Annotated in this window: 20 protein-coding genes and 1 other annotated feature; of the genes, 2 read left to right on the forward strand and 18 right to left on the reverse strand. The window is 44.0% G+C overall.

The features are described 5' to 3' along the window. Positions 1–243 precede the first annotated feature (243 nt). The 16 genes from pheA to QR721_RS08535 all read right to left on the reverse strand — a co-directional run bounded on the left by pheA (position 244) and on the right by QR721_RS08535 (position 13,305). Positions 244–1,095, reverse strand: a complete 852-nt coding sequence (gene pheA, locus QR721_RS08460; RefSeq protein WP_348025917.1) for a prephenate dehydratase — start codon at positions 1,093–1,095, stop codon at positions 244–246. Positions 1,096–1,144: 49 nt separating this feature from the next. Beyond that, positions 1,145–2,425, reverse strand: a complete 1,281-nt coding sequence (gene obgE, locus QR721_RS08465; RefSeq protein WP_348025919.1) for a GTPase ObgE — start codon at positions 2,423–2,425, stop codon at positions 1,145–1,147. 11 nt (positions 2,426–2,436) lie between these two features. Then, the gene (locus tag QR721_RS08470; RefSeq protein WP_348025921.1) at positions 2,437–2,961 is read right to left on the reverse strand and encodes a Spo0B domain-containing protein; all 525 of its coding nucleotides are present in this window, start codon (positions 2,959–2,961) and stop codon (positions 2,437–2,439) included. 182 nt (positions 2,962–3,143) lie between these two features. After that, a complete protein-coding gene (gene rpmA / locus QR721_RS08475; RefSeq protein ID WP_348025923.1) occupies positions 3,144–3,428 on the reverse strand; it encodes a 50S ribosomal protein L27 in 285 nt (94 codons plus the stop codon). A 4-nt stretch (positions 3,429–3,432) separates the two neighbouring features. After that, on the reverse strand, positions 3,433–3,765 hold the full coding sequence (locus QR721_RS08480) for a ribosomal-processing cysteine protease Prp (protein WP_348025925.1): 333 nt from the start codon (positions 3,763–3,765) through the stop codon (positions 3,433–3,435). 9 nt (positions 3,766–3,774) lie between these two features. Further along, a complete protein-coding gene (rplU, locus tag QR721_RS08485; RefSeq protein WP_348025927.1) occupies positions 3,775–4,083 on the reverse strand; it encodes a 50S ribosomal protein L21 in 309 nt (102 codons plus the stop codon). A 13-nt stretch (positions 4,084–4,096) separates the two neighbouring features. Further along, positions 4,097–4,174, reverse strand: a sequence feature (ribosomal protein L21 leader region). Between the two features lie 53 nt (positions 4,175–4,227). Then, a complete protein-coding gene (locus QR721_RS08490; RefSeq protein WP_348025928.1) occupies positions 4,228–5,076 on the reverse strand; it encodes a site-2 protease family protein in 849 nt (282 codons plus the stop codon). Next, on the reverse strand, positions 5,063–5,881 hold the full coding sequence (locus tag QR721_RS08495) for a M23 family metallopeptidase (RefSeq protein WP_348025930.1): 819 nt from the start codon (positions 5,879–5,881) through the stop codon (positions 5,063–5,065). The genes QR721_RS08490 and QR721_RS08495 overlap by 14 nt, the downstream gene beginning before the upstream one ends. 130 nt (positions 5,882–6,011) lie before the next feature. Then, on the reverse strand, positions 6,012–6,809 hold the full coding sequence (gene minD, locus QR721_RS08500; RefSeq protein WP_348025932.1) for a septum site-determining protein MinD: 798 nt from the start codon (positions 6,807–6,809) through the stop codon (positions 6,012–6,014). Further along, positions 6,802–7,488, reverse strand: coding sequence for a septum site-determining protein MinC (gene minC, locus QR721_RS08505; RefSeq protein ID WP_348025937.1), 687 nt, complete (start codon positions 7,486–7,488; stop codon positions 6,802–6,804). The genes minD and minC overlap by 8 nt, the downstream gene beginning before the upstream one ends. A 103-nt stretch (positions 7,489–7,591) precedes the next feature. Continuing rightward, positions 7,592–8,131 (reverse strand): rod shape-determining protein MreD, encoded by a 540-nt coding sequence (gene mreD, locus QR721_RS08510; protein ID WP_348025939.1) that lies wholly within the window; start codon positions 8,129–8,131, stop codon positions 7,592–7,594. Beyond that, the gene (mreC, locus tag QR721_RS08515; protein ID WP_348025941.1) at positions 8,128–9,015 is read right to left on the reverse strand and encodes a rod shape-determining protein MreC; all 888 of its coding nucleotides are present in this window, start codon (positions 9,013–9,015) and stop codon (positions 8,128–8,130) included. Before mreC ends, mreD begins: the two co-directional genes overlap by 4 nt. A 12-nt stretch (positions 9,016–9,027) precedes the next feature. After that, positions 9,028–10,068, reverse strand: coding sequence for a rod shape-determining protein (locus QR721_RS08520; protein ID WP_348025943.1), 1,041 nt, complete (start codon positions 10,066–10,068; stop codon positions 9,028–9,030). 220 nt (positions 10,069–10,288) lie between these two features. Next, positions 10,289–10,978, reverse strand: coding sequence for a RadC family protein (radC, locus tag QR721_RS08525; protein ID WP_348025945.1), 690 nt, complete (start codon positions 10,976–10,978; stop codon positions 10,289–10,291). A 135-nt stretch (positions 10,979–11,113) separates the two neighbouring features. Continuing rightward, positions 11,114–11,929, reverse strand: coding sequence for a hypothetical protein (locus QR721_RS08530; RefSeq protein WP_348025947.1), 816 nt, complete (start codon positions 11,927–11,929; stop codon positions 11,114–11,116). 101 nt (positions 11,930–12,030) lie between these two features. After that, complete coding sequence (locus QR721_RS08535) at positions 12,031–13,305, reverse strand: bifunctional folylpolyglutamate synthase/dihydrofolate synthase (protein ID WP_348025949.1); 1,275 nt, start codon at positions 13,303–13,305, stop codon at positions 12,031–12,033. Positions 13,306–13,392: 87 nt separating this feature from the next. Between QR721_RS08535 and QR721_RS08540 the strand changes: the two genes are divergently transcribed. Beyond that, entirely contained in the window at positions 13,393–14,298 is a 906-nt protein-coding gene (locus tag QR721_RS08540) for an ATP-grasp domain-containing protein (RefSeq protein ID WP_348025951.1), read from the forward strand. Continuing rightward, positions 14,295–15,146 (forward strand): ATP-grasp domain-containing protein, encoded by an 852-nt coding sequence (locus tag QR721_RS08545; RefSeq protein ID WP_348025952.1) that lies wholly within the window; start codon positions 14,295–14,297, stop codon positions 15,144–15,146. The genes QR721_RS08540 and QR721_RS08545 overlap by 4 nt, the downstream gene beginning before the upstream one ends. 81 nt (positions 15,147–15,227) lie before the next feature. On the opposite strand, the gene QR721_RS08550 is transcribed toward QR721_RS08545, so the two are convergent. After that, complete coding sequence (locus QR721_RS08550) at positions 15,228–15,878, reverse strand: hypothetical protein (RefSeq protein WP_348025954.1); 651 nt, start codon at positions 15,876–15,878, stop codon at positions 15,228–15,230. Between the two features lie 21 nt (positions 15,879–15,899). Next, positions 15,900–16,319 (reverse strand): hypothetical protein, encoded by a 420-nt coding sequence (locus QR721_RS08555; RefSeq protein WP_348025956.1) that lies wholly within the window; start codon positions 16,317–16,319, stop codon positions 15,900–15,902. Positions 16,320–16,517 lie beyond the last annotated feature (198 nt).

Raw genomic sequence — 16,517 nt, forward strand, 5'->3', positions numbered from 1 at the left:
CGAACGCATAAGCAGAATTGTGCAGGGCTGGTGCTCTTTTCAGCCTCAACTCCCAAAGGGAAGAAAAATAATAATGTTCCGCAAGCTAAAAACGCGACGTCCTGCTCCTGCGGTTACTCGTCGCAAAAAGCGTTGAGGATTATTCGAGGCAGGTATTCTTGTCAACGCTTGCACTAGCCCGTCCTGGGGGGCGGAACACTAAAAAGCCCGCTATCCAAAAAAGGATAGCGGGCGTGGAGAAATTTATTTCATATTGAAAACGGAATATGTGCCAAGCAAAGTAATGTCACAGCCAAGGGCTTCCAATTCGGACTGTACACCTGGGAACAGTGCATCATCATATGGCTGATTAACGTCAATAATGAAGAAATAATCACCTAGACCCGTCTTTGTAGGACGAGACTCGATTTTGGACAAGTTCATTTTCCGCCAGCTGAATGCGGAGAGTACCTGATGCAAAGCACCTGGGTTATCCGTCGGCAGCGTTACGAGCAAAGTCGTTTTCTCGCTCTGCGATTCATGATCAGGACGCATTGGTTCTTCAGCTTTTGTAAGTACAGCGAAGCGTGTATGGTTATTCGGATAATCATGAATGTTTTCACGTGCAATCTTCAAACCATATTCCTTTGCTGCAAGCACATTGCCGATCGCAGCCTGAGACCTGTCCGATGAGGCTACTATTTCAGCAGCACGTCCTGTTGAGTTAGCAAATTCAATCTTGGCCTGCGGTAGTTCCTTATGGATGAACTGGTGACATTGAGCAATTGCATGACTATGGGAGAGCACTTCCTCGATATCCCCCAACTCTCCCTTGAAGTCTTTGTTCAGTAACAAGTGCTGCTCAATTGGCACAACAAGTTCAGCGACAATCGGGAGACGCACCTGATGAACGAGATAGTCAATTGTCAGATGCACGGTTCCTTCAATCGCATTTTCCAGCGGGACGACCCCTGCATCGACGGTTCCATTGTTAACTGCGTCAATGCATTCCGGAATCGTGTTAAATCCATGCGTTTCTGCGTTTGGAAATGCCCAATCCACAGCAAGTTTCGTGAAAGTCCCCTTTGGACCGAGATAGCCGATTTTCTTTGTCAATTGCTTCTCCCCCCTGAATTCCTCACCTGCTTTTGAAGCTCATTTCTCTCTATTCGATAAATTCAAATTCATAATCGAGGATTCGAACAGCGTCTCCATCCTCAGCTCCCCGTGCACGCAATGCTTCGTCAACGCCCATCGTTCGGAGCTGACGAGCGAATCGCTGGGCCGCTTCATCACGTGTAAGGTCTGTCATTTTAAACAGTTTTTCTATTTTTTCGCCATAAAGTACGTAAGCGCCGTCCGGATCACGAGTAATCTTGAATGGCACTTCCTCTTCCTTGAAACGGTAGACAACTGTTTCGTCTGTCTGTTCAAGCGGCTCTTCCTGCTTTGGAATCTCTTCCAGTTTGTTCGCTACAGCGAATAGAAGATCTCTAAGTCCGTCCTTCGTAAGAGCAGAAACCGGGAATACCGGTATGTCCGAACCAATCTGTTCCTTGAACGCTTTTAGGTTTTCTTCAGCCTCTGGCATGTCCATCTTATTCGCTGCGACAATTTGCGGACGTTTCGCAAGCTTGGCATCATACTTTTCAAGCTCAGCATTGATCGTAACGTAGTCTTCATAAGGATCACGACCTTCAGTGCGCCCCATATCAATCACATGGATAATTAGACGAGTACGTTCAACGTGACGCAAGAACTGATGTCCAAGGCCTATCCCTTCATGTGCCCCTTCAATCAATCCCGGCAGATCTGCAAGTACAAAACTTCTGTGATCTGAAGTTTCGACAACACCGAGATTCGGTGCGAGCGTCGTAAAATGATAGTCCGCGATTTTTGGTTTAGCTGCACTAACAACTGAAAGGAACGTTGATTTACCTACACTCGGGAAACCGACAAGACCGACATCGGCAATTAGCTTCAGTTCCACTTTAATATTTCTTTCCTGACCAGGCTCTCCGTTCTCAGCAATATCTGGTGCAGGGTTTCTCGCTGTGGCGAAACGGATATTGCCTCGTCCGCCTCGGCCTCCATTGGCAATGATCGCCTGCTGGCCATGCGTTGTCAAATCAGCAATGACTTCACCAGTATCTTCATCCATAACAGTCGTACCCGGCGGAACACTGATGATCCGGTCCTCGGCATTTTTGCCGTGCTGTCCCTTAGACATGCCATTTTCTCCGCGTTTCGCTTTGAAATGACGGTTGTAGCGGAAGTCCATCAATGTGTTGAGGCCTTCGTCCACTTCAAAGACGATGTCACCGCCATTGCCGCCATCTCCGCCAGCTGGCCCGCCCATCGGTACATATTTCTCACGGCGATAACTGGCAAGACCATTACCGCCATCGCCAGCTTTTACATAGACACTGACCTGATCGACAAACATAAATTTTCACCTCAAGATTTGTATGGAATCGTTATTCGACAGTAGATTTCTTTCTGTTCTGCTTCATATTCTGTCTGAATTTCCTTTCCTGGGCTGCAGTCAAACTCATCTGCATATTGAAAAGGCCCTTCTGCACGGAATTCAAAGTAGACTCTCTCATCGTCATTATTCACAGAAAGTGTCACTTCATGCAAAATTTCAGGGGAACTTGAGCGGAGCAGTGCATCTGCAAACTGATTGCTGATGCGGTGGAGTTCCTCGTCGTGATGAGTCAGTTTGATTCCCGTAGTATTAATTTTATGGTACATGCGAAGACGGCTGTATAAGCTGTCAAAACGGGCTGTCCATAATGTGAATTGGGGAATACTTAAACTGGACAAACGACGGTCTTGATCACAAAGCTCTATCCAATCATCTAGCAGCTCTCTCGCTCTTTCAGGACGATTCATTGAAAGATAGCCATGGAGCAACTGAATTTGATTAAGAACATCATGACGGTATTTCTGCAAAATTTGCATCACTTCACGTTCGTTCATCGAATCACACCTACATTTCTACAAAATTATAGCAGATTCCTGAGACAATTTCATGATGCATTTCCTGCTGTTTAAATGACCTACCTGAATTAACCAAGAGAAATCAGGCAGAATCAATTTACACAATGATAAAAAAAGAAAAGCTCCAGCAAATCCGCCGGAGCTTTTCCTGATTAAATAAATTATTGAGCTGCTGGGTATACGCTCACTTTTTTGCGATCGCGACCGAAGCGTTCGAATTTAACAACGCCATCAATCTTAGCATAAAGTGTATCGTCACCACCACGGCCAACGTTTTCACCAGGGTAGATTTTTGTTCCGCGCTGGCGGTACAAGATTGAACCACCTGATACGAACTGTCCATCAGCACGCTTGGAACCAAGACGCTTGGACTCTGAATCACGGCCGTTCTTTGTAGAACCTACACCTTTTTTGGATGCGAAAAACTGCAAATCCAACTTAAGCATTGTGTCAACCTCCCTCTGTTTTACGAATGGAAATGAAATCACCATAATCCCGCTCGATCGTCTCCAAGGATACGACCATTCCAGCAAGCAAAAGCTGTGCTTCATGCTGGCTGGACAAGCTTCCTTCAAACGAAACGCTGAGGAAGCCCCCGTCCTTTCCCTGGTCGATGGTAAGATCGGCATCTGTCAATTCCATGACAGCATTGACAGATCCGAATGTGACTGCGGATACGGCAGCACATACGAGATCATGACCATGAGGACCGCTTTCGGCATGTCCCGATAATGTAAAAGATCTGATGCGATCCTGTTCATACATTATATTTGCTTCAATCATGCGTAACCCTTACAGGCTGATCTTGTCGATGACAAGCTTAGTGTAAGGCTGACGATGACCTTGTTTACGATGGTAGTTCTTTTTCGCTTTGAACTTGATGACAGTGATTTTCTTCTGACGGCCGTGTTTCTCAACTTTAGCTGTCACAGTAGCTCCTTCAACGTATGGAGCACCAACTTTCACGTCACTTCCGCCTACGAAAATAACCTTATCGAATGTTACAGTCTCTTCTGCATCAGCAGCCAACTTCTCAACGTAGATTGTTTGTCCTTCCTCTACTTTGATCTGCTTGCCGCCAGTTTCAATAATTGCGTACATGGTGCGCACCTCCTCTTGGTCTAAGACTCGCCGGGCCGAGGTACTTCCTTAAGGAAGATTTATAACCTTTGCCGTGCGGTTGTAGCACTGGTGCTACTTAACATATGAATCTTAACAAAATGTGAGCATACTGTCAAGCACTCTTCAATTTCTGCGTGCGAGAATTTGTCCAATCGTTTTGTCATGAGAACCGCTCGAGAAATAGGCTTTCAACAACTCACTCTCATGTACCCTCTGTTCATTATTTTTCTCTTTAAATATGAATATATGTCGACGATTCCTTCTGATTTTGGACAATATTATAAGTAGACGCTCATCATGCCCACTTCTTGTTTCTGTTACACGTTCAATTTGCATTACAGGCCTCTTCAGCAAAAAGCGGATAAATGCATAATAACGCTGCTTCCACTCTGTCCGGTTTTCCATGAGGAGGAAAAGGACAAGACATATTGAAGTAAGCTGAAACGAAAAATAAATAAGCTGGATGGAAAGAAGCACCAGTCCAAGAAAAACGGAAAGGATTATCGTAAAAGTGTGGGCCTTCCTGCAAGGCAGAATACTGGCGAGGACCAAAGAGAGCAACTTGCCGCCATCAAGCGGCCATACTGGTAGCATATTAAAAAGCAGAATCATCATATTCGCGTTATGTAAAGTTGAGAGAAAAGGATCTGGTATATAATTACCAAACAGAATGAGACAAGCGAAAATAAGCACATGCTGAAACGGGCCGGCAATGACGACAAGAGCTTCTTCAGAAATCGGCCTGCTTCCATGTTCAGCTGTCTTCATGACACCGCCAAATATCCAGATCATGATTTTTTCAATTCTCCATCTGAAATAAAGAGCCATTAGCACATGGCCAAGTTCATGAATACAAACAATCAACAGCATGACCGCAAATTCAGTGAACGCTCCTGTCAAATATGCCGCCAAAAAGAAAAAAAGCAAAACCGGATGCAACTGAATCGGCGGTATTGCTTTAAGGACGTTCATCAACTTTTGTCACCGGAGCAGGATCTACATACTGTTTGTTTCGTTCAACTGAATAATAGACTGATTTCTCTTTATCATTTGGAGAAAATTGAGCGATCTTCTGATTTTGTCCCACGTATTGATACAGATGGACATCCAGCTTACTTAAATTCCCGTAAATAGACTTGCTCCCATCCTCATGCTGGACAACAACAGTACGCCCTGTTTTTTTATCATTTCCCGCAAAAACGACTACTCCTTTTTTCATCGAGTTTACATCTGAAGGTTTATCGGCAGTAATTTTCACACCTTGGCCATTTGCTTCGAACGATTCGGAAATAATACCGGCAACGGGCAGTGCCTGTGGTTCTGCTTCTTCTTGCAAATTCGGATTTTTTGGCAGCAATGCAAGTGGCGCTCCGAATTTGTTCTGATACCAGGCATTTGCTTTGGCAAATTGGAAGTTCTCTGTAAAGGCATTGTTCGCCCAATATTTCACTTTTGCTGTACGGTCAGCATCTGATTGCATAAGTAGGAACATACCCGCGAACAGACAGCAGCTCACCATCCCCTTTGCAATGAAGGCTGGAGAAATACGCACTTTTCCTTTGTTCTCTTCATCATCCCGCTTAACTGCACTAGGCTGCGGCATGCCGATAAACCCATGTTTTTCTTCTTCTTGGGGTACCAATGCAGCCAGATTGACTGACTCCTCCTGGACTTCCAATTCAGGCTCCGTATGTTCCATGTTTTTCGCTACAATATCACGGTCACGTTTCTTTTTACGCTGCATGATTGATTGACGCACTTTTTTGATTTCGCTCATCGTCTTCTCACCTTTGCCATGAATATTTATGTGTTGGTTCATTGTATGGTGGACAAGATTGTTTTATGCCATAGCAAAAAAACAGATGCATACCGGTATGATACCGGATGCATCTGTTCGTGAGATTATATTATGAGCGCATACCAAAGAATTTCTTAACCTTTTGCATCATCGTTTCCTTCTTCTCCAATGCCTGTAGAGGAACGGTTTCGCCAAGGATTCTTCTTGCGACATTACGATAGGCGATGGAAGCCTTGGACTTTGGCTGGAATGCCACAGGCTCTCCATTGTTGGATGCCTTGATTACATCGTCATCATCAATAACAATCCCGATGAGATCAATTGCGAGGATTTGCAAAATATCATCAATATCAAGCATATCCCCTTTTTGAATCATATGGCTTCTGATTCTATTGATGATCAAGTTTGGCCTGTCCATCTCTCTTTGTTCAAGGAGACCGATAACCCTGTCGGCATCGCGTACACTTGATTTCTCAGGCGTCGTTACAACAATTGCCCGGTCAGCAGCCGCAATCGCGTTCTGGAACCCTTGTTCAATTCCTGCCGGACAATCGATCAGAATATAATCGTAATCCATCTTCAATTCAGCGACAATTTTTTCCATTCCTTCAGATGTAACGGAAGTCTTGTCACTCGTTTGTGCTGCTGGTAAAAGTGCGAGATGCTCAAATCGCTTATCGCGAATTAGCGCCTGCTGAAGTTTGCAGCGTTCTTCAATGACATCGACAATATCATAGATGATCCGATTCTCAAGTCCCATGACGACATCAAGGTTGCGGAGACCGATATCCGTATCGATCAGACAGACTTTTTTCTCCATCAGTGCCAGTGATGTTCCGAGATTGGCTGTAGTCGTCGTCTTGCCGACCCCGCCTTTACCCGATGTAATTACAATGGCTTCACCCATTCAGCATTCTCCTTTCGAATCCATCGAGTTCATGCCGTCTCGCTCGTACTTTTTGCAATTTCTCCATGAGAACTTCGCTCGATGTCTCATCATAAACACCACAGCCCATCAACATGCCTTTCCCCGAATCATCGGGTGACTGCCGTATATGGCCGGCGATGCGCAGCTGGTTCGGCTTCATATAAGAAGCGATAATGACTGATTTCAAATCACCATCATACCCTGCATGTGCAATACCGTATAAATTACCCAATATGTATACATTACCCGTAGCACATACATGGCCGCCAGGATTGACATCACCAATCAGAAGCAGATCCCCGTTCACCTTTAGCACTTGCCCGGAGCGGACGATCCGTGAAATGGTCTTCACTTCACTTTCTTCTCTCCATTTGAGTGCATCTTCACGGCGAATGACATCTGACTCGATGGCCTGGACCGTCATCCTGTTGCCATTGGCGATCAATTCTCTTAGCCTCTGTTTCTCTTTTTCCGCCAAGTAGCGGTTTCCGAGTTTCACAGTCACACCGGCAATAGGCTCGTCTTTGTCCGGCTGGCTTGCGGCGATTTTTTCGCTTAACTCTTCAAAGGCTTCTTCAAAAGAACATAAATCGTCTATGAACAAAGTCAGACCGTCTCTGGTCCCTTTTATTGTAACTTTTTGTTTGCTTTCATGCATGTCCCGTTCACCTGCCTCGACCTTCTTTGGGCGGTCGGCGCGCTCGGCTGCCGACCTATTTCAAAAACTGGTGCCAACATAACTAGTACAGCCTGCATGGAAGCTAGAACGATCGATGACTGGCAAGCTGTTCATACTGCCAGCGTTCGAATCTGCTGGCAAGGAGCGGATAGAGCACAATCAGGAAAATCAGATTGAGCAAAACTGTCGGCAGCATGCGCTGAAGCAGATAGCCGCTCCACGCAATTTCCGTAAGACCCGCTGTCAAATAAATAAAATGAATAATCAAATCTCCCAATGCAATGCTGAAAACACCAAGTAGCATTGTTACATAAAAATTACCATGGAACCGCCCTCTTACAGAATGCATCAGGAAGATGACGAGTGTGTAGGAGAACATATACACACCTAGCACACTCGTATATACGATATCGATCAGAAGACCGAAAATCGCAGCGTATAAGACAGAGTAGTATGTGTTCTCCTTATCATAAAACAAAACAGAGAAAAGGAGAACAGCGAGAGCCCAATGAGGGATGATATATGTATCGCCTAGTACAATGTTGGACGGAAGCAGATTGAGAGCTACTCCTTCGAGCACGACAACGATGAACAGGATGAGCGGGATCAGAAGCTTCTTCATTGCCCGTCATCCCCCTCCTCCGGTTCGTCTGTAGCATTATCCGTCTCCAAGCTCCGATCAACGACGATTACATTATTAAGATTATACAAGTCAGCCGCCGGTTCAATCAGAGCGGTTTCTGTCAATCCGTACTGATCAGGTTTAACCTCTTTAACTTTACCGATCAATAGCCCGGCCGGGAATTTACCACCAAGTCCGGAAGAATATACTTTTTCTCCCTTTTTAACGTTTTGCTCAGATTCTTCGATAATACGGAACGTAAGATACTTTGATTCCACATCGAATCCTTCAACCATGCCGAAAACATCCTTGCCCTTTTTGCGGGCGATCGTGGCTGAAATCCTGTTGAACTGGTCAAAACCGGACAGAAGCTGTACGGTTGAACTGAATTGTGCAGCTGATCGAATCTTTCCGACCATGCCATCAGCCGTTCTAACAGCCATATTCTCCTTAACACCATCATGCTTACCTTTGTTGATTGTAACTTGCTCTACCCAGCGCTCAGGAGAACGTGAAATGACAGTAGCCTGAATCGGTGTGTAATCACGGATCGATTCTGTAATATGCAACTGCGCCCTCAGCTCATCATTTTCCTCTTTTAGCTTCTGGATATGGTAGTCCATCCCTTTGTATTCAGAGATTTTCTTCTTCAGTTGTCTGTTCTCTTCGTATGCATTTCTGATATCGGAAATATTCGTCCCAATCCCTTTTACAAAACGGACAGGAGCGGAAACAATTTTCTGCGCTCCGCCTGTCGCATCCTTCATCATCTGTTCAGGCAATGTGACCCCGTCTCTTCCACTCAGCGAATAGCCGACAAGGACGACGAGCAAAATGATTCCAATTAGCAGAATGAAGAGACCTTTCTTTCGGAAAAATGACATCTAATCACCTGCTTAATCTGCGCTTTGGCGGGTTGAAACATTCGGATGGCTGCGGAAATGCTGGATGTAATCCAATGATTTCCCTGTACCGATTGCTACACTTTCAAGAGGATTTTCCGTTACAAATACAGGCATCTTCGTTTCATCACTAATCACCTGATCAAGATTCTCAAGAAGTGAGCTTCCTCCTGTAAGAACGATTCCACGATCCATGATGTCTGCCGCAAGTTCCGGAGGAGTCTTCTCTAATGTCCCTTTTACTGCATCAACAATTGAATCAACCGTATCTGCAAGAGAAGTAGCAATCTCCTTCTTAGTTATTGTAATCGTCTTTGGCAATCCTGTCAGCAAATCACGCCCGCGGATATCGAGCTCTTCATCCTGCTTAACTTCGCCTGCCGCTCCAATTTCCATTTTAATAGATTCGGCCGAACGTTCACCAATCATAAGATTGTAATTTTTACGGATGAAATGAATAATTGCCTCATCCATGTCATCACCAGCTGTACGAATTGAACGGCATGTTACAATACCGCCAAGTGAGATGACAGCTACTTCAGTCGTTCCGCCGCCAATATCGACAATCATGCTTCCTGTCGGTTCCCATACTGGCAAATCTGCACCGATAGCGGCTGCGAATGGCTCAGCAATCGGAAAAGCATCTTTTGCGCCAGCCTGCTTCGTCGCATCAATAACTGCGCGCTCTTCTACCATTGTAATTCCCGATGGCACACAGACAATGACGTTCGGCTTCGAAGCGAAGAATGAACGTTTTTTCATTGCTTTCTGAATATAATATTTCATCATGGATGCAGTCGTATCATAGTCAGCAATAACGCCGTCTTTCATCGGACGGATTACTGAAATATTGCCCGGCGTACGTCCAATCATGTTGCGAGCAGCACTGCCGACCGCTTCAATTTCGCCTGTTTCGATATTTTTCGCTACTACTGATGGTTCTCTTACCTGAACGCCTTTTCCTTTAACAAATACAAGTGTGTTGGCTGTTCCCAGGTCGATGCCCAAATCCTGCGAGAAACTTAATTTCCCCAAAGAAATCTTCCTTTCTTCCGTGCCCCGGTATTTACTGCTTTTTTATTTAATTGCACTATCATATATGAAAACGTGCATTCAAAACAATATGCTTTTAAAAAATGAATATCCTTTGAACACCACTTAAATAAGCGCCGATTTCCCTAATATAGGGAAAATGGCGCCAACATTCGAGCGTCTTGTCAATTATACGAAAAAAAACGCAAAATGGATAGTCATATTATACATAACCTTTTTCTTTAAGAGAGACAAAACGTCTGTCACCGATAATAATATGGTCGAGCAGCTCAATACCCATCATTTTGCCTGCTTCAACAAGCCTGCGAGTTACTTGAATATCTTCCTGGGAAGGAGCGGGGTCTCCTGAGGGGTGATTATGAATGCAGATGATCGAAGCGGCTGAACGCCTGACCGCTTCCCTGAATACTTCACGGGGATGCACAATCGAGGCGTTAAGGCTTCCGATGAAAATCGTCTGTCTGTGCAGCACTTGATTCTTCGTGTCCAAGAAGAGGGCAACAAAATGTTCTTGTTTTAGCTGACGCATCTCTTCCATGACATAATCAGCGCCATCTTCAGGCGAACGAATAAAAAACTTTTCCTGGGGCCGATATTGATTAAGCCGCTTGCCAAGTTCGAGTGCAGCAAGTATGAGCACGCCTTTCGCATCGCCAATACCTTTAATTGCCTTCAATTCCTCGATTGTCGCCTCATTCAGCAATTTAAGTCCGTCAAAATGAAGGAGCACACGGTTGGAGAGTGACATTACTGACTCCTGGCGTGTGCCGCTTCCAAGCAAAATGGCGAGCAGTTCCTGATTGGACAACCTTCCCGGTCCATACTGCAGCAGCCGCTCTCGGGGCCTGTCCTCGACCGGGGTATCCTTTATCATGATTGGAGCATCATCCATGAATAAAGCCTCCCTCGCAAATTCGTCACCGCCAATTATAGACAGAGCTCGGGCATTTGACGAACAGAGGAATTCGTGTTTTTCGCTCGTTCTTCTCTTAAAAAAATTGTTTTCATTAGACTATAAGTTAAGAACTCAAGAAATTTTTTCTGCGCTTTTCCAAATATTAAGCAAAGCTTGACGCACTGTATTCGAGTCTCCTGCTTTCAGCTTGTCCAAGTTTGCCTCAATGCCCTTGGCAAGATTCTGGCAAGCAGTAGATTTTGCCGGAGCACTTTTAATCAATGAGTTCCATTCTGATGCAGAGTGGGTCTCTCCAGTTTTTTGCAACGTACGATTCCATACGGTGCTGAATTCCGAGAGCCATTTTTTCTCATTGTCTTTAAGCTCACCCTTAGCGATTGGCGCAGTCCATTCCTTAATGTAAATGTCCAGTTTAGCCTTCTCTATCAATTTAGCCTGTTCTGCTGCCTGCTTCTCAGCTGGAGCTGCTCCGGCGAACAAATAATAGCTTCCATCTCTCTGCCATAGTACTGCAGGAACACCTGCTTTTTCATATTTAGCAAGCCACTCATCTGCATTTTTCTTTTTCGTGAACACGCCTCCTTGCAGAACATAGGCGGAAAGCAGCTCGGACTTCTTATTCATTGCTGCATTGGCATGGCCGGACACAGTTACAGCAGCCTCGTCCGTCTCAAAAACAGTAAGGAGCTTCAGCATAACTGTCCCGATAAGCACACCGAGTACGATCGCTGAGACTGTTGTTACAAGCAGAACTTGCAGCTTGGATCTTTTTCCAGGCACTTTTTTTGCATCCATGTGGAAAAAGGCATCATTACTTATTTCTTCTGCTCTGATTTCTTCAGCAACAGCTACTTCATGTTGATCCGAGCTTGTCCCATCTTCCGGCTTGCGACTATGCCAGACGATAACAGGTACTTTCCCACTCATATGACCTACCTCTTTCTGCAATGTTTTTCCCAACTCTACCATATGATGAACGCAAAAAAAGGCGGCTCCTGTCATCAGGAACCACCTTTCCATCTGCAAATTCAATCGTGTTTCGACAAAATATATTCCCTCACTCGCAAAATGAAGTTCAAGGAACCTGTAATGAACATGCAGCTTGCTTCTTTTTCTTCTATCATTTCATCAACAACACTGTGCCAATCTGTTTTAAGCTCCAGATTATATTTTTCAGCCAGCTTTTTCTCCTCTTCGATAGACAACGCACGAGGGTGGTCAAAAGGGACAAGTACAATATGGTTGAATTCTTCTTTCAACTGTTCGAGCATACTACTGATATCCTTGTCTCGAAACGCACTGAATACGACTTTTGAAGACTTGCCTTCAGCGAATGCCTTGGCAGTCTTTGTAAAGGAGCGAATGCCATCCGGATTATGTGCTCCGTCCAGAATAATATCCGGATTAGAGTGAACTTTTTCAAAACGACCAGGCACCGCAGTCTCAGCCAATGCTTTGACCGCTTTCTCCATGTCAATGAGTACTCCTTCTTCATCAAGAAGCGCAAATCCAGCAATGGCGAGCGAAGCATTATGCATCTGATGTACTCCGCTCATGCCTAGCTTCACATCGTATGATTTGCCGCCGCTTGTCCAGATGAATGAATCAGGCCATGTCTTTCGATATTGGAATTCCTCACCAATATGAAAAATTGGAGCAGATTTCCCTGTCGCTTCCTCACGAATAACGGCAAATGCTTCGTCTTTCATTTCCCCGGCAATAACAGGACGGTTATGTTTAATAATGCCAGCCTTATGTTCGGCGATATCGACAACCGTACTGCCGAGGAATGAGGCATGATCAATTGAAACATTTGTAATGATTGATAGAATTGGTTCAAAGCAGTTCGTAGTATCAAAGCGACCGCCCATTCCTGTTTCGATAACTGAAATCTCCGCCTGTTCAGCGAGATGCATAATTGCAAGCACCGTAATGATCTCAAATTCTGTCGGATGCATATCTTGTTCATCGAGCAGTTCAATTGCTGGTAATAGCTGATTCAGCAAAGAGATAAAAGCTCCTTCACTTATTGGTTCTTTATTAATGTAAATATGTCCGGTAAGACCCGAAAAGCTAGGTGAAGTGAAAAAGCCTGTCTTATATCCATTGGCTACAAGTCCGTCAATTAGGAAGCTCGCGGTCGAACCTTTTCCATTCGTACCCGCAACATGCACAGCCTTCATCTTTTTCTCCGGGTTCCCTGCTTTGTCCAATAATGAATGGATTCGTTCCAGGCCGGGTTTAATCCCAAATTCACTTCGTTTCTTGAAAAACGTCTCAACTTCTATAAAAGTTTTAAACATGACGCCACCACTTCCGTTTCTTTTCTAGTACAATCAATTATAGAATTCATTTGTGATTGAAGCAATCAGACAGAGAGGACTTAATAGATGACTTATGGTTGGATCATATATAATGGCTCATTGCCAGGTAATAAATTCCTTGATTTCGCCGAAATGCTGCAAAGAGCGGCGTTGCGTGCGGGAAGCCAAGCTGATATTGTAAAAAATAACGACTTGCTCGCTGTTACAGACTCAAAAGGCATGGAGTTGCTGAAGCCGAACGGGCTTAACATCCCTGAATATTGTCTTTTTACGGACAAAGACCTCCATCTTGCACGCCAACTAGAAGCGATGGGTATCTCTGTCTTCAATAGCTCTCATGCAATTGAAGCGAGCGACGATAAAATCGCGACACATCAAGCACTTGCAAAGAGGAAGATCCCGATGCCACGGACAATTTCTGCTCCAAAAACATTCCTTCAAGATAGTCCGCTTGGGGAAAAGCAACTGCAACTTGCCTCCAAGGCACTTGGCTTCCCAATGATTGTAAAAGAAGCTTTCGGATCTTTTGGCCAGCAAGTCTACCTTGTAAACGACATGGCTGAACTACAAGAACAAGTTCAGAAAATTGGCGGCAAACCATTCCTTTTCCAGGAGTTCGTAGAGACAAGCCGCGGCATTGATCTAAGACTACAAGTTGCTGGCGATGAAGTCGTCGCCTCAGTGAGAAGAACAGCGGTTGATGATTTCCGCGCCAATGTGACGAATGGCGGCAAAATGCATAGCTATGAACCGACTGATGCTGAGTGTGAGCTTGCCATTGCTGCAGCGAAAGCGCTCGGATGCGATTTCGCTGGTGTCGACCTGCTTCATGGGGAACTCGGACCAATAGTCTGTGAAGTAAACTCAAATGCACATATTCATAATCTAATGGACGCAACCGGAATAGATGCTAGTGATGCCATAGTCCGTGACGTCCTCCGTAAAGTAAAAGACAGGAGGAAACAGTTTTGAAAACAGGCTGGATCATTTATCGTAAAGCCGATACACTCGGCAATGAAGGATACATTCAATGGTTTATCGATGAAGCACAAAAACAGGATATCGAATTGAAGTTTGTAATGCGGGAACAACTATCAGTCGGTATTATCGACAACAAAACGGAAATTCTAAAAAACGGGAAACCGGAAAGACCCGATTTCGCGATTATCCGAACAATTGAACCGCTGCTTAATTTACACTTTGAGACAGCCGGAATCCCTGCATTCAATTCGTATGAAGTCTCACGTATTGCCAATGACAAGGCACTCGCACACTCTTACGTACAGCAGCTCGGTGTCCCAATGAATGATACCCTATTCCTACATACGGATCTTCTTAAACAAACACCGCCACTTGAATTTCCTTTTGTCCTTAAGCAGACGGGCGGACGCGGCGGTAAGGAAGTGTATTGGATCGGTTCCCAGGACGATTGGACTTCCCTCTTGCCGAAACTTCCACCAGTAAATCTCATCGCCCAACGCACGAATGTGCGACATGGTAAAGATTTGCGCGTCTTTGTAGTTGGGGACGAAGTTGTCGGAGCTGTCCTTAGAGAGAGTGACGCCGACTTCCGTGCGAACTTCAAGCTCGGCGGGAAAGCAACGTTTTATAATCTAAACGCCAATAATCTAGAACCTGTACAGAAAATCATCGACCGTTTTGATTTTGGAATGGTTGGAATCGACTTCCTCATTGGAAATGACGGCAAGCTGCTTTTCAATGAAATAGAAGATATTGTTGGGTCACGGACTTTAAGTGTGACGAGCAATATTAACATCCTGGAGAAGTATGTTGCTTTAATTAGAGAGCGGATTGAATAATAAAATCAAAAAATGACGGAGCATCGTATGCCCCGTCATTTTTCTAAATATCGGATCACTTTATATACTCTATTAACAGCCCTAAAAATCACGTTCAAACTCACCGGCAATTAACTTAAAGTGTATGTCATTCGATGTCCCGCCACTGATAGTACGTGAAATTTTCGATATATCTATCTTTTTTTCCAAATGAATTGTCCTTTTCTCATTCGGTTTTAATGTGACTTTTTCAAGTTTAGGCTCATTCATTAATGACTCTGTTCGATAAACAGGCTTAAGATCATTATCAAGAAATTGCATTGAAAAGCTCACCGTATGATTGCTGTGATTCCTCAATGTAAGTGTGCACTCACCATTTAACAGATTCTCTCTAATGCTCTCAAAATGACAACTCCCATCTTTATCGTAGGAAATTGCGAAAATACCAGATGCGACTGTTCCCTGATACAGAGTAATCGCCACATTCGGCAAAAATAAATATAGGACGAATACAAGGATCACAGTCCTAATACGATGTTTTTTCACCCCAACAGCGAGCAAAACAAAACTTATAATAAATAAAGCTGAACAAAAAATACCAGATAACACATACCCGTTCTGATCCTGTATCGGAAAATTCATAAACGTCGCTTGTGCCCTTAGCAATGGATTATTTGGAAATGGAAAGAAAGAATAAAGACAAATTCCTAAAAAAACAAACGAGCTAATAATGGCTAACTTGCTTCTAATCAAAAATCTTATCCTCCCAACATATCATCTATCTTTATATATGAAACGGTTCCCCATATACTTCTTACTGCTAAGGACGTCTTCCATAATAGCCAATGCCTTATAAGGTTCCTTATAAACATTAATAGAACCTGCCTCAGCATCATATCCTTTTTTAAAATTAAGGATATCTTTTAAAACCTGGTTTGATTCCTCTTCACCATTTTGTTTAATTTTATTTCGAATATCTACGAATACACCTCCATTCCAGGAGACAAGGTTTTCCGGCACTTCGCTAATATAGGCATTTAACCGTCCCTCATTCTCTGACATATAGTTGCTTGCATCCCAAAGAAGGTGCTCGTTCTTCCCTCCCTCCGTCTCATATTTTTTCGTAATCTCCTCTTCTTCAAATTCTTTCAAAAGCCTTGCTGTCTCATTGAGATTAAACAAAAATTTTTCCACATCAATTCCTACTTCTATTCTTTTCTGTTGTTTGTCATGGATGAAGTGATACAAATTCAAACCCAGAGAAATAATTAAAATAAAAATAAGCCTTTTCCGAGAAACCTTCTTCATTGATTCACCAGCTTTTATGTATTATTCATGTTATTTTATCAGTATTTACCAAATGAGGATACAAAAAATCCCACAAGCCTCAAT

Source organism: Aciduricibacillus chroicocephali (assembly GCF_030762805.1).
Taxonomy (GTDB): Bacteria; Bacillota; Bacilli; order Bacillales; family Amphibacillaceae; genus Aciduricibacillus; species Aciduricibacillus chroicocephali.